At 69.0% G+C, this 14849-nt stretch carries 18 protein-coding genes; 15 read left to right on the plus strand and 3 right to left on the minus strand.

Features of this window, described 5'->3' with window-relative positions; translation table 11 throughout:
* The first annotated feature begins 4 nt into the window (after nucleotides 1-4).
* Together N5K27_RS23750 and N5K27_RS23755 are read left to right on the plus strand one after the other, a co-directional pair.
* On the plus strand, nucleotides 5-529 hold the full coding sequence (locus N5K27_RS23750; protein ID WP_087836609.1) for a MarR family winged helix-turn-helix transcriptional regulator: 525 nt from the start codon (nucleotides 5-7) through the stop codon (nucleotides 527-529).
* A 167-nt stretch (nucleotides 530-696) separates the two neighbouring features.
* Nucleotides 697-1602 (plus strand): AEC family transporter, encoded by a 906-nt coding sequence (locus N5K27_RS23755; protein WP_087836610.1) that lies wholly within the window; start codon nucleotides 697-699, stop codon nucleotides 1600-1602.
* Nucleotides 1603-1611: 9 nt separating this feature from the next.
* On the opposite strand, the gene N5K27_RS23760 is transcribed toward N5K27_RS23755, so the two are convergent.
* Entirely contained in the window at nucleotides 1612-2577 is a 966-nt protein-coding gene (locus N5K27_RS23760) for a helix-turn-helix domain-containing protein (protein ID WP_279819501.1), read from the minus strand.
* Nucleotides 2578-2824: 247 nt separating this feature from the next.
* Here N5K27_RS23760 and N5K27_RS23765 point away from each other — a divergent pair, with 247 nt between their 5' ends.
* From N5K27_RS23765 to N5K27_RS23785, 5 genes are all read left to right on the plus strand, one after another.
* Nucleotides 2825-3358: a 2,4'-dihydroxyacetophenone dioxygenase family protein gene (locus N5K27_RS23765; RefSeq protein WP_087836612.1), complete on the plus strand. Its 534-nt coding sequence runs from the start codon at nucleotides 2825-2827 to the stop codon at nucleotides 3356-3358.
* 44 nt (nucleotides 3359-3402) lie between these two features.
* Nucleotides 3403-4614, plus strand: a complete 1212-nt coding sequence (locus tag N5K27_RS23770; protein WP_279819507.1) for an amino acid ABC transporter substrate-binding protein — start codon at nucleotides 3403-3405, stop codon at nucleotides 4612-4614.
* Nucleotides 4611-5636 carry an acetamidase/formamidase family protein gene (locus tag N5K27_RS23775; protein ID WP_176400621.1) on the plus strand — a complete coding sequence of 342 codons (1026 nt, stop codon included), beginning with the start codon at nucleotides 4611-4613 and terminating at the stop codon, nucleotides 5634-5636. The genes N5K27_RS23770 and N5K27_RS23775 overlap by 4 nt, the downstream gene beginning before the upstream one ends.
* Before the next feature lie 31 nt (nucleotides 5637-5667).
* Nucleotides 5668-6429 (plus strand): SDR family NAD(P)-dependent oxidoreductase, encoded by a 762-nt coding sequence (locus tag N5K27_RS23780; protein WP_279819512.1) that lies wholly within the window; start codon nucleotides 5668-5670, stop codon nucleotides 6427-6429.
* Between the two features lie 70 nt (nucleotides 6430-6499).
* On the plus strand, nucleotides 6500-6937 hold the full coding sequence (locus N5K27_RS23785; RefSeq protein WP_279819515.1) for a hypothetical protein: 438 nt from the start codon (nucleotides 6500-6502) through the stop codon (nucleotides 6935-6937).
* Between the two features lie 3 nt (nucleotides 6938-6940).
* Here the strand turns inward: N5K27_RS23785 and N5K27_RS23790 are convergent, their stop codons facing one another.
* Complete coding sequence (locus tag N5K27_RS23790) at nucleotides 6941-7921, minus strand: LysR family transcriptional regulator (RefSeq protein ID WP_279819518.1); 981 nt, start codon at nucleotides 7919-7921, stop codon at nucleotides 6941-6943.
* 150 nt (nucleotides 7922-8071) lie between these two features.
* On the opposite strand from N5K27_RS23790, the gene N5K27_RS23795 reads away from it, so the two are divergent.
* From N5K27_RS23795 to N5K27_RS23830, 8 genes are all read left to right on the plus strand, one after another.
* Entirely contained in the window at nucleotides 8072-8587 is a 516-nt protein-coding gene (locus N5K27_RS23795) for a DUF4863 family protein (protein ID WP_242621328.1), read from the plus strand.
* A gap of 108 nt (nucleotides 8588-8695) precedes the next feature.
* Nucleotides 8696-9823, plus strand: a complete 1128-nt coding sequence (locus N5K27_RS23800) for an ABC transporter substrate-binding protein (protein ID WP_242621329.1) — start codon at nucleotides 8696-8698, stop codon at nucleotides 9821-9823.
* 20 nt (nucleotides 9824-9843) lie between these two features.
* Nucleotides 9844-10422: an NAD(P)H-dependent oxidoreductase gene (locus N5K27_RS23805; protein ID WP_132980655.1), complete on the plus strand. Its 579-nt coding sequence runs from the start codon at nucleotides 9844-9846 to the stop codon at nucleotides 10420-10422.
* Complete coding sequence (locus N5K27_RS23810) at nucleotides 10419-11333, plus strand: branched-chain amino acid ABC transporter permease (protein ID WP_279819524.1); 915 nt, start codon at nucleotides 10419-10421, stop codon at nucleotides 11331-11333. Before N5K27_RS23805 ends, N5K27_RS23810 begins: the two co-directional genes overlap by 4 nt.
* Before the next feature lie 2 nt (nucleotides 11334-11335).
* Nucleotides 11336-12286 carry a branched-chain amino acid ABC transporter permease gene (locus N5K27_RS23815; protein WP_279819527.1) on the plus strand — a complete coding sequence of 317 codons (951 nt, stop codon included), beginning with the start codon at nucleotides 11336-11338 and terminating at the stop codon, nucleotides 12284-12286.
* Nucleotides 12279-13037, plus strand: a complete 759-nt coding sequence (locus tag N5K27_RS23820; protein ID WP_279819529.1) for an ABC transporter ATP-binding protein — start codon at nucleotides 12279-12281, stop codon at nucleotides 13035-13037. Before N5K27_RS23815 ends, N5K27_RS23820 begins: the two co-directional genes overlap by 8 nt.
* Before the next feature lie 37 nt (nucleotides 13038-13074).
* The gene (locus N5K27_RS23825) at nucleotides 13075-13785 is read left to right on the plus strand and encodes an ABC transporter ATP-binding protein (RefSeq protein ID WP_130356123.1); all 711 of its coding nucleotides are present in this window, start codon (nucleotides 13075-13077) and stop codon (nucleotides 13783-13785) included.
* Nucleotides 13786-13820: 35 nt separating this feature from the next.
* A complete protein-coding gene (locus N5K27_RS23830; RefSeq protein ID WP_130356124.1) occupies nucleotides 13821-14471 on the plus strand; it encodes a flavin reductase family protein in 651 nt (216 codons plus the stop codon).
* A gap of 19 nt (nucleotides 14472-14490) precedes the next feature.
* Here N5K27_RS23830 and N5K27_RS23835 read toward each other — a convergent pair.
* On the minus strand, nucleotides 14491-14849 hold a 359-nt coding region (locus N5K27_RS23835; protein WP_279819533.1), incomplete at its 5' end, for a sulfite exporter TauE/SafE family protein.

The raw sequence follows: 14849 nt of genomic DNA on the forward strand, positions 1-14849 counted from the left end.
TTGCATGAAACCAGCTAGTACGAAGAAGACCGGGACCCGATCGACATCCACGAAGCGCAGAGCCCCCCCGGGACACGAGCATTTCGATGAGCGCGACCGCACGATCGCCTGGGTCATCCGCACACTGCACCGCCTGTACACCGCCAAGGCCCAGGACATCTTGGACGAGGACAAGATCACCATCGCCCACTGGTATTACCTGCGCGTCCTGGCCACGCATGGCCAGCTCACCCAGCTCGAACTGAGCCGCCGCGTGGGCATCGCCTCGAACACCGCCGTACCCGCGCTGGAGAACATGGAAAGAATGGGCCTGGTCACCCGGGCCCGCGACCCCGACGACCGCCGCAAGCACCAGGTCGAATTGACCGAACGGGGCCGGGCACTGGTCGACAAGCTGCTGCCGCGCATGGTCGACATGCTGGAAGAGTCGATCACCGGCGCCACCGTCGACGAGGTCCGGACGTTCTGGAAGGTGCTGCTCCTGGTCGAAGGCAACCTTCGCGACGAGGCCGACGGCGGCTTCGATTGACGCCGGGTGCGGATCCGGAGTTTCGCGCTATCCTTGCGGGGACCCGCGGCCGGCCCCGGCCTCCGCTCTGTTACACCCTTTGCCCGCCGCCCCGTGCCCCCACGCGCCGCAATGCACCGATCCCCGCCGTCATTTCCCGCCATCCCGCTCCCGCAAGGAGCCGCCTGATGGGCGTCTTCCACATCTATTTCTCCATCCTCAGCCTGCTGGCCCCGCTCATGGTGGTCATCGGCGTCGGCACCACCTGGGGGAAGCTGGGACACGCATTCCCCGCCCAGTTCGTCACGGTGCTGGCCACTACCGTCACCACGCCGGCGCTGGTGTTCAACACCCTGGTCACGACCCAGCTCAGCAACGAGATCATGGCCACGGTGGCCGGCGCCACGGTGCTGGCGCTGGGGCTGTGCATGGGCGTCTCGGCGCTGGCGCTCAAGCTGTGCAAGCTGCCGGTGCGCAAGCTGCTCCAGACCACGTCCTTCCCGAACGCCGGCAACCTGGGGCTGCCCATCACGCACCTGGCTTTCGGCGACGCCGGACTGTCGACCTCGATCGCGTTCTTCGCCGTGTGCTCGTTCATCCAGCACACCGTGGGCGTGCGCACGCTGCCCAGCGCGGACGGCATGCCGGCGGCCTGGAAAAGCCCCATCCTGATCGCCTCGGTGCTGGCCGTGGCCTGCCGGGTCTTCAGCTACACGCCGCCGCAGTGGATCATGGAGTCGGCCCAGCTGCTGGGCAGCATGACGGTGCCGCTGATGCTGCTGGGGCTGGGCCACGCCCTGGCGCTGATTCCCGCGGCCGGCCTGAAGCTGGGCGGCATCGTTGGCGCCATCCGGCTCGTGGCGGGCCTGGCCACGGGCGCGGCGGCGGCATGGCTGGTGGGGCTGCCGGCCGACATGATCGGCAACGTGGCCCTGCAGATGGGCATGCCCTGCGCGGTGGTCAGCTATATGTACGCGCGCCGCTATACCGACATGGGCGACACCGCGGCGGGCGCGGTACTGATTTCGACCGTGGTGTTCCTGATCCTGGCGCCTTTCCTGCTATGGCTGCTGGGGTCGCCCGTGGCGGGCTGAACCCGGCGTTCAGGCTTGCCCGGCGCGCCGGTGCTGCATGGGCGTCATGCCGTAGCGGCCACGGAAGGCGCGCGAGAAATGCGCCTGGCTGGCGAAGCCCCAGCGATAGGCGATGTCGCCGATGGACAGCTTGCGGCTGCCCTCGTCCGCCAGTTCCTGGTGCGCGCGTTCGAGCCGCTTGTCCCAGATCCATTGGCTGACGCTGCGGTCCCGGTGTGCGAACAGGCGGTGCAATTGCCGCACGGACAGGCCCAGGGCGCGCGCCACCTTTTCTGCATCCAGCGCGGGATCGTTCAGGTGTTCGGCGATGAAGGCCTCGGCGCGCAGCAGCCGCCATGCGGCCATGTCGCTCAGTTCCCGCGCCGCGCCGGGATCGACCGCCGCGCGCAGCAGGTGCCGGGCCTGGTCGGCCACGCCCGGCACGGCGTCGGCGCGCGGCCGCTCGACGAAATCCACCGCCATGGTGCGCAGCGTGTTGGCCAGCAGCCGGCCGGTGCGCAGCCGGTTGTCCACCTGGATGGGCGCCGCGGGCCGCATCTCGCGCCGGCCCCGGAACAGGCGGTCGGCCTCGACCTCGACGATGATCTGGCGCATGTCGCCGGTAAAGCCGTACAGGTAGGGAATCGCGTTGGAATAGACGATGACGTCGCCGGCGCGCACGGTGTAGCACTGGCCCGACTGGAACAGGAAGGCGTCGCCTTCGAGCAGGATGCAGGCGAAGATCGAATCCTTGGGATGGGTCTTGAGCAGCGAGCGCGTCCGTTCGATGACGTGCTGGTTGCCCCGGATCTCGGTGAAGGCGACGTCGTCCGCGTCGAACACGCGGCCCTGGGCACGCAGGCCGTGCGGGTCGTAGGTCGAACAGGTCAGGCCGATCAGTTGCGAGGCGTTGTACGACTCCCAGAATGCCAGCCGCTGGGAAGACGGCACCTGGTCGGTCGATGCCTGCGCGCGAGGGGACAGGGTCGTGCTCATGGTCGTGCCCGTGGGAGGACCGCCCGGCGACGGGGCGGATGGCGTCCAACATGGCGGCGGCGCCGCGGCTTATGGCGATGCTAGCACGGGCCGCCCGGCCCTCCGGCCCGGGTTGACCCTAGGGTACGGACCGCGCCCGCGGCCGCGGCCATGTCGCGCCCAGTCAAATTCGCCGTCCCGCCGGGTCAAGCGGCCGGACGGCGCGCTCGCTACATTGACACGATCCATCGAAGACCAGGAGGCCCCCATGCTCAAGACCGCCGGCAACGAGTTCTGGCGCGACATCGCACCCATCGCCGACGTGTTCAAGCCCGATGCCAAGCCCGAGGTGCACATCGGCAACGCACCCACCGACGACAGGAAGTGGTATGTCCCCTTCACCGACACGGTGGCCTCGCGGCCGCTGTGGATCTCGCCTTCCGAGAACCGCTGGTGCGACATCCTGCGCGCCGATGCCGCCGGGCTGGTCAACCGCCACTACCATCCGCACGAGGTGTTCGCCTACACGATCTCGGGCAAGTGGGGGTACCTGGAGCACGACTGGATCGCCACCGCGGGCGACTTCGTCTACGAGACGCCGGGCGAAGGCCACACGCTGGTGGCCTTCGAGCACGAGCAACCGATGAAGGTCTTCTTCATCGTGAAGGGGCCGCTGATCTGGCTGGACGAGAAGGGCCAGTCCACCGGCCATTTCGACGTGCACGACTACATCGCGATGTGCCGCGCGCACTACGAGAAGATCGGGCTGGGCGCCGCCTACGTGGATACCTTGTTCCGCTGAAACAGGCCCTGGGGGGCCCGATAACGACAACCAGGAGACGACACATGCAACGCAGGCAATTCGCGACCTTGCTCGCGGCGGCGGCCGCCACCGCGCTGGCGGCGCCGGCACTGGGCCAGTCCAAGGCCCCGGCCGAGATCCGCATCGGCTACGCCATTTCCAAGACCGGCGCCTACGCCGGCGGGGCCAGCACCACGGTGCTGCCCAACTACCAGATGTGGGCGGCCGACGTGCAGCAGGCCGGCGGCATCGAGATCGGCGACAAGCGCGTGCCGGTCAGGTTCTTCGAGTACGACGACCGCAGCAATTCCGAAGAGGCCGTGCGCGCGGTGGAACGGCTGATCAACCAGGACAAGGTGGACTTCATCCTGCCGCCCTGGGGCACGGCCATGAATCTGGCGGTGGCTCCCATCCTGCACAAGCACAACTACCCCCACCTCGCCACCACGATGATCTCGGACCATATTCCGCAATTGCGCGAACGCTGGTCCAATCTGTTCTTCTTCACGCTTACCTCCACGGACTACGCCAACGGCGTGGTGGACGTGCTGACGCGGCTGCGCGAGGAAGGCAAGATCAAGGGCAAGGTCGCCATCGTCAACGTGGCCGACCAGTTCGGCCTGGAGCTGTCGAAGGCCGCGCGCGAGGGCCTGAAGAAGGCGAAGTTCGACATCGTCTACGACCAGAGCTACCCCCTGGGTTCGCAGGAGTTGCAGACCATCCTGAACGAGGTGCGCCGGCGCGAGCCGGAGGCCTTCCTGGCCTTCAGCTATCCACCCGACACCATGGCGCTGAACGACCAGGCCAAGGTCGTGGGCTTCAACCCCAAGGTGTTCTACACCGCGATCGGCACGGTGTTCCCGATGTTCAAGAACCGCTTCGGCGCCAATGCCGACGGCGTCATGGGCCTGGGCGGCGTCAGCGCCGAACTGCCCGTCACCCGCGACTACCGCGAGCGGCACCTTGCCATGTTCAAGCAGGAGGCGGACTACAACGGCAGCGCCGTCACCTACGCCACCCTGCAGATCCTGCAGCAGGCCATCACACGCGCGGGCTCCATCGACCGCAAGGCCGTGTCCGAGCAGATCCGCACCGGCAGCTTCGAGACCGTGCTGGGCCCCGTCAAGCTGACCAACCGCCTGTGGGCCGAGGCGTCCAGCGTGGGGCAATGGCAAGGCGGCGTGTTCCAGCCCATCTCGCCCAAGACCGCCATCGGCGTCAAGCCCGCCGTCTTTCCCAAGCCCGAATGGAAATGACGGCCGGGAACATGGTGGCCGATCATGTGCTGCGCTGCGGTCCCGGCACGGTGGTGTGGGGCTTCCTGGGGCCGGACGTGCCGCCCGCGCTGCGCATACGTCCGGGCGACACGGTACGCATCGACACGGTGAACGCCGTGGGCGTGCCGCTGCCGCCCGACGAGGCGCTGGCCTTCTTCACCCATCATGGCCTGCCCCTGGAGGGGCCGGTGGCCGAGATGCTGGAGATCATGCGCACCGTGCCCAAGGACGTCGGCCCGCACATCCTGACCGGCCCGGTCAGCGTGGAAGGCGCCGAGCCTGGCGACGTGCTGGCGGTGGAGATCCTGGCCGTGGCGCCGCGCGAGCCCGCGTACGGCGTCAACTTCGCCCGCCCCGGCGCGGGCGCGCTGCCGGGACTCCTGAAGGAACCGCGGCTCAAGCTGATGCGCCATGACGTGGCGGGCGGCGTCGCCCGCTTCGACGAACGCATCGCCATCCCGCTGGCACCGTTCATGGGCACCATGGGCGTGGCGCCCACCCGCAAGGTGTCCTCGATCCCGCCCGGCCCCTTCGGCGGCAATCTGGACCTGAAGGATCTGCGGCCGGGGGCGGTGCTGTACCTGCCCGTGCAGGTCGCGGGCGCGGATTTCTTCGTCGGCGACGGGCACGCGGCGCAGGGCCACGGCGAGGTCAACCTGACCGGGCTCGAGACCTCGATGACCGGCGTCTTCCGCTTCGCGCTGCACAAGGCCCGCGGCCTGCGCTGGCCCATGGCCGAGACCGACGAGCACTACATCGCCATGGGGCTGGACGAAGACCTGGACGCCGCCGCCGAGCTGGCTGTCTTACAGGCGGTGGCGGTACTGCGGCATTTCGGTGAATTGCCCGATGCCGATGCCTACGCGCTGGCCAGCCTGGCCGTGGATTTCGAAATCACCCAGCTGGTCGACGGCGTCAAGGGCGTCCACGGTCGCATCCCCAAGCGGCTGCTGGCCGCCTGCCCGCGCGCAACGGGCCGCCGGTGGGGCCCGCTGCCCTGAACGCCTTCCTCCTTTTCACCGGACACGACTCATGAACATGAAAGACCAGGTCTGCATCGTCACCGGCGGTGCCGGCAGCCTCGGGCTGCACAGCGCGCTGGCCATGCTGGAACAGGGTGCGCGCGTCCTGCTGGTGGACCTGCACGCCGACGCGCTGGACGCCGCCCGCGCCCAGGCGGCCGGCCACGGCGATCGGGTGGCGACCTTCGCCGGCGACGTCACCGACCCGGGGCAGGCCCGCGCCTACGTCGACGACGCGCTGCGGCGTTGGGGGCGGCTGGACGTGCTGGTCTGCAATGCCGGCATCAACGGCGCCATCCGGCCCATCGCCGACTACCCCGACGACGTGTTCGACGCGGTCATGGCCGTCAACGTCAAGGGCACCTTTCTGGCTTGCAAGCATGCCCTGCCCCGCATGGCCGACGGCGGCAGCATCGTCATCGTCTCCAGCGTCATGGGCGTGACGGCCGACCCCGGCGTGTGCGCCTACGCCACCTCCAAGCACGCGCTGATCGGCCTGATGCGCGTGGCCGCCAAGGAAGCCGCCGGCCGCGGCATACGCGTCAACGTCGTCGCTCCCGGCCCCATCGCCAACGACTTCCAGGCGGACATCGAACGCCGGCTGGGCGAGGTGCTGGGCCTGGACGCCACCCGGATGCTGGACGAGGCCATTCCGCTGGGCCGCCACGCGCGTGTCGAGGAAATCGCGCAGACGGTGCTGTTCCTGGCTTCGCCGCAAGGCAGCTTTTCCACCGGCAGCGTCTTCATGGCCGACGGCGGCATGCACGTCTGATGCGGTGTTTGCCTCAAGTCCCGGGTAGCGGGGCCGTTAATCCGGCCATGCTCCATCCGAACCCGATGCCATGCCGCCCGTAACGCCCATTTCCGCTTCGCTGTCGAACTCGCACCTGCGGCTGTCGGGCGACATGAATGGTCAGGCGAACGCCCCTGCGGCCGATGCCTCGGCCGTCCTGCGGGGCCTGGGCGCGCCGGCCGGCGAAAAGGCGAAGGCCAAGGCCGCCGAGGCGGACAGCGGCGACAGCAGCGATTCCTTCGCGGTGAAGGCGCTGAAGAAGCGCATCAAGGAGCTGCAGAAGCAACTGGCGCAGGCCCAGGCGGAAATGGAGCGCGTGCGCGCCAGTTCGATGTCGGCCGAAGCCAAGGCGCGCGCTATGGCGTCCGCGCAGTCGCGCATCAACAGCCTGGCCGGCGCGCTGCAAACGGCGATGTCCGAACTGGCCAAGGAACTCGATCGGTCGGGGTCGGGCGCCGCCGGATCGCTGGTGGATACGCGGGCCTGAAGGCTATCCGCGGTCGGCCCCCTGCCCGGCCGCGTCCACCGACGCCATGGCCGCGCCCGCGGCGGCCGGGCGAGGCCAGGGCGTCTTGTCGCGCATGGCCGGATCGGCCTTCAGCAGGTCGGCGATGAATTCGATGACGGCGCGCGTGCGCAGCGGCAGGTTGCGGCGCGACGGATAGACGATGTAGAGCGGCAGGCGAGCCGGCGGGAACTCCGGCAATAGCGAGACCAGCCGCCCCGCGTCCAGGTCGTCGGCCACCATCAGGTGCGACAGGATGGCGATGCCGTTGCCGCCCAGCACGGCCTGGTGCACGGCCGATGCATTGTTCGCCCGCAGCCGGCACGGCACGTTCACCGAGAACTGCCCCTCGGCGGCCTCGAACCACCAGGTATCGTCCTTGCCCCAGCGGCTGTAGACCACGCACTCGTGGTGGCGCAGGTCCTGGGGCGACCGGGGCGCGGTCCGGCCGGCCAGGTAGGACGGCGCGGCCACCAGGAAGGCCGAAGTCATGCCCACCCGCCGCGAGATCAGCGAACTGTCGTCGATGGGCCCCAGGCGCACTTCCAGGTCCAGGCCGTCCTCGATCAGGTTGCTGGTGCTGTCGCGCACCACCATGTCCAGGCTCAGGCCGGGATGGCTGTCGAGCAGGTCGCGCACGTGGTTGCAGATGTGCAGGGCCAGCGGCGCGGGCAGGCTGAGGCGGACCTTGCCGGTGGGCCGGGCCTGCTCCGGGCTGGCGGACACGCTCAGGCTTTCGGCGGCCTCGACCAGGCTGCGGGCGGCGGGCAGCAGGTTGCGTCCTTCCTCGGTCAGGACCACGCCGGTCGTGCTGCGCTGGACCAGCCGCATGCCGACGTGTTCTTCCAGCGCGCGAACCTGCCGGGAAACGGCGGGCTGGGTGACGCCGCGTTCGTTGGCGACCACCGAGAACGAGCCGGTTTCCGCGACGCGCAGGAAAGCGAGGAGCGAGGAAATCAGGTCCATGGCGAGCTTCCCAGGATACGCCCGCGGGCAGGCCGCGCTTCCATACTTTTTCTACGAACGATTATACGGTCGGCGCTCCTAGTGCCGCGGGTCGATAGTGCCTAGCATTCGCTCGACATGAAGGTGGACCCACACGTACAGGTAGCATCGATGAACACGCAATCGGAATTGCCCACCGGCCCCAGCAAGGCCGAGATGATGCAGGCGGTCAGGGAACTGCTGGACTTCATCGGCGGCCGCCCGCTCGGCCCCGAACTGGAGGCCGCATTGAACGAGCGCTACGGCGCGCACACCGAGGGCTATGCCCGCCTGCTGGCGCTGCTGCGCCGCGGCATGGGCGAGGGCTGGTCCTGTTACGCGGAGATAGACGGCCCGGACTACCGGCGGGGCCGGATCGCGCATGCCTCGCCCGAGACGGATGGATTCACGGTGGAAAGCGGCTGCCTGCGCAACGTGCCGGGCCACTACCACCGGCACCCGCTGGGCGAGATCAACATGATCGGCCCGGTGGACGAGACCGGCCGCTTCTGCGGCGCCGGCGCGGGCTGGAAGGTCTTTCCCCCCGACAGCTCGCACTTCCCGACCGTTACGGGCGGCATGGTCACCATGCTGTTCTTCCTGCCCGACGGCCAGATCGAATACAGGAACCCGCCTTCGGCGCCCTGAGCGGCGCTTCTCCTGCAGCACCCCGGTTCCCATCTCAACCTTCCACATCCAGGGGTATCCATCATGCACGTCAAATGGCTCGCATTGCCGCTCGCAATGCTATTGGGAATGTCCGCCCAGGCCGCGGACAAGGTGAAGATAGGTTTCATCAGCACGCTGTCGGGACCGCTGGCCGCGCTGGGGACGGAAATCCGCGACGGGTTCCGGCTCGGCCTGGACGAGACCGGCAACCGGATCGGCGGCCTGCCCGTCGAGGTGGTGGAAGGCGACGACCAGGCCAACCCCGGCGTCGGCAAGCAACTGGCAGACAAGTTCATCAAGCGCGACAAGGTCGATTTCATGACCGGCGTGGTGTATTCGAACGTGATGATGGCGGTGGGCGCGCCGACCTTCGCGGCCCGGACGTTCTACATCAGCGCCGCGGCAGGGCCCGCCTCGCTGGCCGGCGCGCAGTGCAACCCGTACTTCTTCGGGCTGGCCTGGCAGAACGACGGCCAGAGCGAGGCCATGGGCCGCCACATGAGCGACAAGGGCTACCGGCGCGTGGTCATCATGGCGCCCAACTACACGGGCGGCAAGGAAAACCTGGAAGGCTTCAAGCGCACCTTCAAGGGCAGCGTGGCCGACGAGATCTACGTCAAGCTGGGCGAACTGGACTTCGCGTCCGAGATCGCCAGGATCCGCGCCCAGAAACCGGATGCGCTGTTCTTCTTCCTGCCCGGCGGCATGGGCATCAACTTCATCAAGCAGTTCCAGGCCGCGGGGCTGGCGCGCGAGGTGCCTTACTTCGTGCCGGGCTATTCCGCCGACGAGGACACCATCCAGGCGCTGGGCGAGGCGATGGTCGGCCTGCAGAACTCGTCGCACTGGGCCTGGGACCTGGACAACGCCGCCAACCGCAACTTCGTCGCGCGCTTCCAGCAGCGCTACGGCCGGCTGCCGTCGATGTACGCCTTCCAGGGCTACGACGTGGTGCGCCTCTTGGATCGCGCGGTGGCCGACGTGAAGGGAAAGATCGAGGACAAGCGCGCGCTGCACGACGCCATCGCCGCGGCCCGGTTCGAGTCCGTGCGGGGCGCCTTCAAATTCAACACCAACCAGTTCCCGATCAACGACTTCTATCTGCGCGTGGTGCAGAAGGACGAGTCCGGCCGCGTCACCAACAAGACGATCGGCAAGATCATGACGGCGCATACCGACAGCTATGCCGGCGCCTGCAAGATGAAGAACCCCTGACAGAATCACGAGGATCAATCATGGCAGCTCCCAAGATACTTGCTTTCGCCGGCAGCTCGCGCGGCGCGTCGCTGAACAAGCTGCTGCTGGCGGTGGCGGCCGACGGCGCCCGCGCGGCCGGCGCCGAGGTCACGCAGATCGACCTGCGCGACTATCCCATGCCGATCTACGACGGCGACGACGAGATGCAGTCCGGCGTGCCCGACAACGCGCTGGTCCTGCGCGGCCTGATCGCCGAGCACGACGCCCTGCTGGTCGCCACGCCCGAGTACAACGGATCGGTCACCGCCCTGCTCAAGAACGCGCTGGACTGGTGCTCGCGCCCGATCAACGGCGAGGACGGCCTGCTGCCCTACCGGGGCAAGATGGTCGCGCTGCTGGCGGCCTCGATGAGCCCGTTCGGCGGCATCCGCGCGGTTACCCACACGCGCGGCATCTTCAACAAGATGGGCGCGATCGTGCTGCCCGACGAAGTGCTGCTGCCGCAGGCCCAGCATGCCTTCGACGCCGGCGGCAACCTGCTGAACGAAACCGCGCGCCAGCTTGCCCGTCAACTGGGGGCGGCGCTGGCCGCGAAGGCGGGGCGAGGCGGCTCATGAGCGCGGTCATCGAGTCCGCGCTGAACGGCATCCAGTTCGGCCTGATGCTGTTCCTGCTGGCCGCCGGCCTGACGCTGGTGTTCGGCATCATGGACATGATCAACCTGGCCCACGGTTCGCTGTACATGTTCGGCGCCTACCTGACCGCCGCGCTGGTCGAGCCCACCGGGTCGTTCCTGCTGGCGATGCTGGTGGCGATGCTGGCCACGGCGGCCATCGGCATGCTGCTGGAGATGACCGTGCTGCGCACGCTGTACCAGCGCGATCACCTGTCGCAGGTGCTGGCGACGTTCGCGCTGATCCTGATCGGCAACGAAGTCGTGCGCATGATCTGGGGCCCGCAGCCGCGCCGGCTGGCGCTGCCCGAACTGTTCTCGGGCCCGGTCGACCTGGGGGCCGGCATCCAGTATCCGTCCTATCGCCTGCTGGTGATAGGCGTGGGCCTGGCGGTGGCCCTGCTGCTGTACCTGGTGGTGGCGCGCACGCGCGTCGGCATGTGGGTGCGGGCGGGTGCCTCCAACCGCGAGATGGCGACCGTCATGGGCGTGGACATCAAGCGCCTGTTCACGCTGGTGTTCGACCTGGGCGCGCTGCTGTGCGCCGTGGCCGGCGCGTTGCTGGGGCCGCTGCTGTCGGTGCAGGTGGGCATGGGCGAGAGCATCCTGATCCTGGCCTTCGTGGTGGTCGTGATCGGCGGCATCGGCTCGATCCGCGGCGCGCTGGCCGGCTCGCTCATGGTGGGCATGGTCGATACCGTCGGCCGCACGCTGGTGCCCGACGCGCTGGGCACGGTGTTCTCGCCATCGGTGGCCTCGAACCTGGGGCCGACGCTGGCCTCGATCCTGATCTACGTCCTGATGGCGGCCGTGCTGTTCTGGAAGCCGCAGGGCCTGTTTCCTGCACGAGGGTAGACATGGCACCACTGGACCAAATCCTGGGCCGCCGTACCGGCGCCGTCCTGCTGGCGCTGGCCGTGGCCTTTCCGCTGGGCGCCGACTGGCTGGGCCAGGGCTTCTACGTCGACCTGGCCGCGCGCATCATGATCTTCGCGCTGGCGGCATCCAGCCTGAACCTGGTCATGGGCTTCGGCGGCATGGTCTGTTTCGGCCACGCGGCCTTCCTGGGCATAGGCGCCTACACGGTGGCCATCCTGATGGACGCCGGCGTGGACGCGGCCTGGATCGCCTGGCCCGCGGCGACGGCTGTGGCCGCGCTGGCGGCCTGTCTGATCGGCGTGATCTGCCTGCGCACGCGCGGGGTGTACTTCATCATGATCACCCTGGCCTTCGCGCAGATGCTGTACTACGTGTTCGTTTCGCTGAACGCCTACGGCGGCGACGACGGCATGCCGCTGGGGGCCCGCTCGGCCCTGCCCTTCGGCCTGGACGCCTCGTCCGACCTGACCTTCTACTACGTCGTTCTGGCCATCCTGGCCCTGGCCATGTGGCTGATGCAGCGCCTGGTCAACGCCCGCTTCGGCCGCGCCTTGCAGGCCATCCGCGAGAACGAGACGCGCATGGAGGCCATCGGCTATCCGGTGTTCCGCATCAAGCTCGCGGCCTTCGTCATCGCCGGCGGCGCGGCCGGCCTGGCGGGCGCGCTGATCGCGAACCAGGCCGGCATGGTCAGCCCCGGCCTGATGTACTGGACCCAGTCGGGCTCGCTGATGATCATGGTCATCCTGGGCGGGGTGGGCTATCTGTACGGCGGCGTCGTGGGCGCCGCGCTGCTGCTGGTGGCGGAAGAATACCTGTCGGGCCTGACGCTGTACTGGCAGTTGCCGCTGGGCATCCTGCTGCTGGCCGCCGTGCTGTACGCCCGCAACGGCGCCTTGAGCCTGGCCGCGAGGTGGCGCCATGGCTGATTCCTGCAAGCTGCAAGTCTCCGGACTGGTCAAGCGGTTCGGCGGGCTGACCGCCACCGACCAGGCCAGTTTCGAGGTCAGGACCGGCGAGATGCACGCCCTGATTGGCCCCAACGGCGCGGGCAAGACCACGCTGATCCACCAGATCTCGGGCGCGCTGCGGCCGGACGCGGGCCGGATCTCGATGGACGGCGCCGACATCACCCAGTTGCCCATGCACCGGCGCGTGCGCCTGGGGCTGGCGCGCTCGTACCAGATCACCAGCGTGTTCAAGGCCTTCAGCGTCCTGGACAACGTGGCGCTGGCGGTGCAGGCCCGCACGGGCGGGGCCGCCGGCTGCTGGCGCCCGGTGCGGCGCGAGGCGGACGTGTATGCGCAGGCCCGGCACGCGCTGGACCGGGTCGGCCTGGCCGCCCGCGTGGACGCCCCGACCCACAGCCTGTCCCATGGCGAGCAGCGCAAGCTGGAGGTGGCCCTGGCGCTGGCCACGTCCCCCAGCCTGCTGCTGCTGGACGAACCCATGGCGGGGATGGGGCCCGAGGAATCCGAGGCGATGGTGGAACTGCTGCTGGGCCTGCGCGGCGAGGTCACCATGCTGCTGGTCGAGCACGACATGCACGCCGTGTTCCGCCTGGCCGACCGCCTCTCGGTCCTGGTCTACGGACGCGTGATCGCCACCGGATCGCCCGAGGCGATCCGCCGCAACGCCGACGTGTGCCGGGCCTACCTGGGCGACGAGGCCAACGTATGAGTGGCATGACGAACCGCATGGAAAATGGAGAAGCGCCATGGAACCGGTACTGGAAGTGAAGGGCTTGCAGGCCGCCTACGGCAGCAGCCAGGTCCTGTTCGACGTCTCGCTGGACATCGGGGCGGGCGCGATGCGCACCCTGCTGGGCCGCAACGGCATGGGCAAGACCACCACGGTACGGACGCTGCTGGGCCTGACGCCGTCGCGCGGCGGCGAGGTGCGCTTTCTGGGCCAGCGCATCGACCGCCTGTCGCCGCACCGCATCGGCCGCCTGGGCATCGCGGTCGTTCCCGAGGGCCGGCAGATATTCCCCAACCTGAGCGTGCGCGAGAATCTGACGGCCTTCGCCGCCAACCGCAGCCGCCAGGCCGAGCCCTGGACGCTGGAGCGCATCTACGCCCTGTTCCCCCGCCTGCGGGAACGCGAGCGGAACATGGGCAACCAGTTGTCGGGCGGCGAGCAGCAGATGCTGGCCATCGGCCGCGCCCTGATGACCAACCCGCACCTGCTGATCCTGGACGAGGCCACCGAGGGCCTGGCGCCGCTGATCCGACAGGAAATCTGGGACTGCCTGGCCGCGCTGCGGCGCGCCGGGCAGACGCTGCTGGTGATCGACAAATATGTCGAGCGCCTGATCGGCATCGCGGACCGGCACACTATCATCGAACGCGGACGCGTGGCGTGGGAAGGCAGTTCGGCGGAACTCGATGCCGATCCGGCCATCTGGCAACGCTACGTGGGTCTCTGACCCCGCGCTTCGCACATGGCACCTGGAGCAATCGCATGAAACACGTATCGATGGCCGGACTGAGCGAGATGCAGCGCTACTGGCTGATCACCGGCAGCGTCGGGCCCCGCCCCATCGCGCTGGTCACCAGCCTGGATGCGGACGGCCTGTGCAACGCCGCGCCGTTCAGCGCGTTCAACTACATGGGCGAGGATCCGCCGCTGTTCGCCATCGCCGTGGTCGCCTACGGGCAGGAAAGCCACCGGCCGGGCGAGGCCAAGGACACGCTGCGCAACATCCGCGAGCACGAGGAGTTCGTGGTGAACATGGTGGACGAGTCCATCGTCGACCAGGCGGTGCAGTGCGGCAGCGATTTTCCCGCGCACGTCTCGGAGGCCGAGGCGGTGGGCTTCACGCTGGCGCCCTGTACCGCCGTGCGGGTGCCGCGCATCGCCGAGGCGCCGATCTCGTGGGAATGCCGGCTGTTCCGTATCCTGGACATCTCGACCCAGCGGGCCATCGTCTTCGGCGAGATCCTGGCGATGAACTTCCGCGACGACCTGCTGGACGAAAAGGCGCTGCGCGTGGACGTCGGGCGCTTCGCCCCGGTGGGCAGGCTGGGCGGGCCGAACTACTGCCTGACGGGCGAGCGGCGCCGCATCCCGGTGCCGACCTACATGCCGGCCACGGGGCAGCCCCGGGAATGATGCCGGCGCGCGGCCCGCGCTACCAGACGACGCAGAAACCCTGTTCCAGCAGCGCCGACGGCAGGGTGGCGGCGCGCACCAGTCCCACCGCGCCGAAGGCCGCGACCACCACGCCGCCGGCGACGCGCCAGGCCGGCCGCCGCGCGCGGCGGCGCAGCCAGCCGGCGGCGCCGGACAGCGCCACCAGGTTGGGCAACGTGCCCAGGCCGAAGACCGCCATCGTCAGCGCGCCGGCCGCGGCGCTGCCCGCCACCAGCGCCACCGCCAGTACGCCCAGCGACATGCCGCAGGGCATCCAGCCCCAGGCAAGCCCGGTCAGGAAACGCTCCAGCAGCGGCCGGCCGGCGATGCGCGCGCGCACGTGGCGGCTGGGGGGCG

This window comes from Pigmentiphaga sp. GD03639 (assembly GCF_029845405.1).
Classification (GTDB): Bacteria; Pseudomonadota; Gammaproteobacteria; order Burkholderiales; family Burkholderiaceae_B; genus Pigmentiphaga; species Pigmentiphaga daeguensis.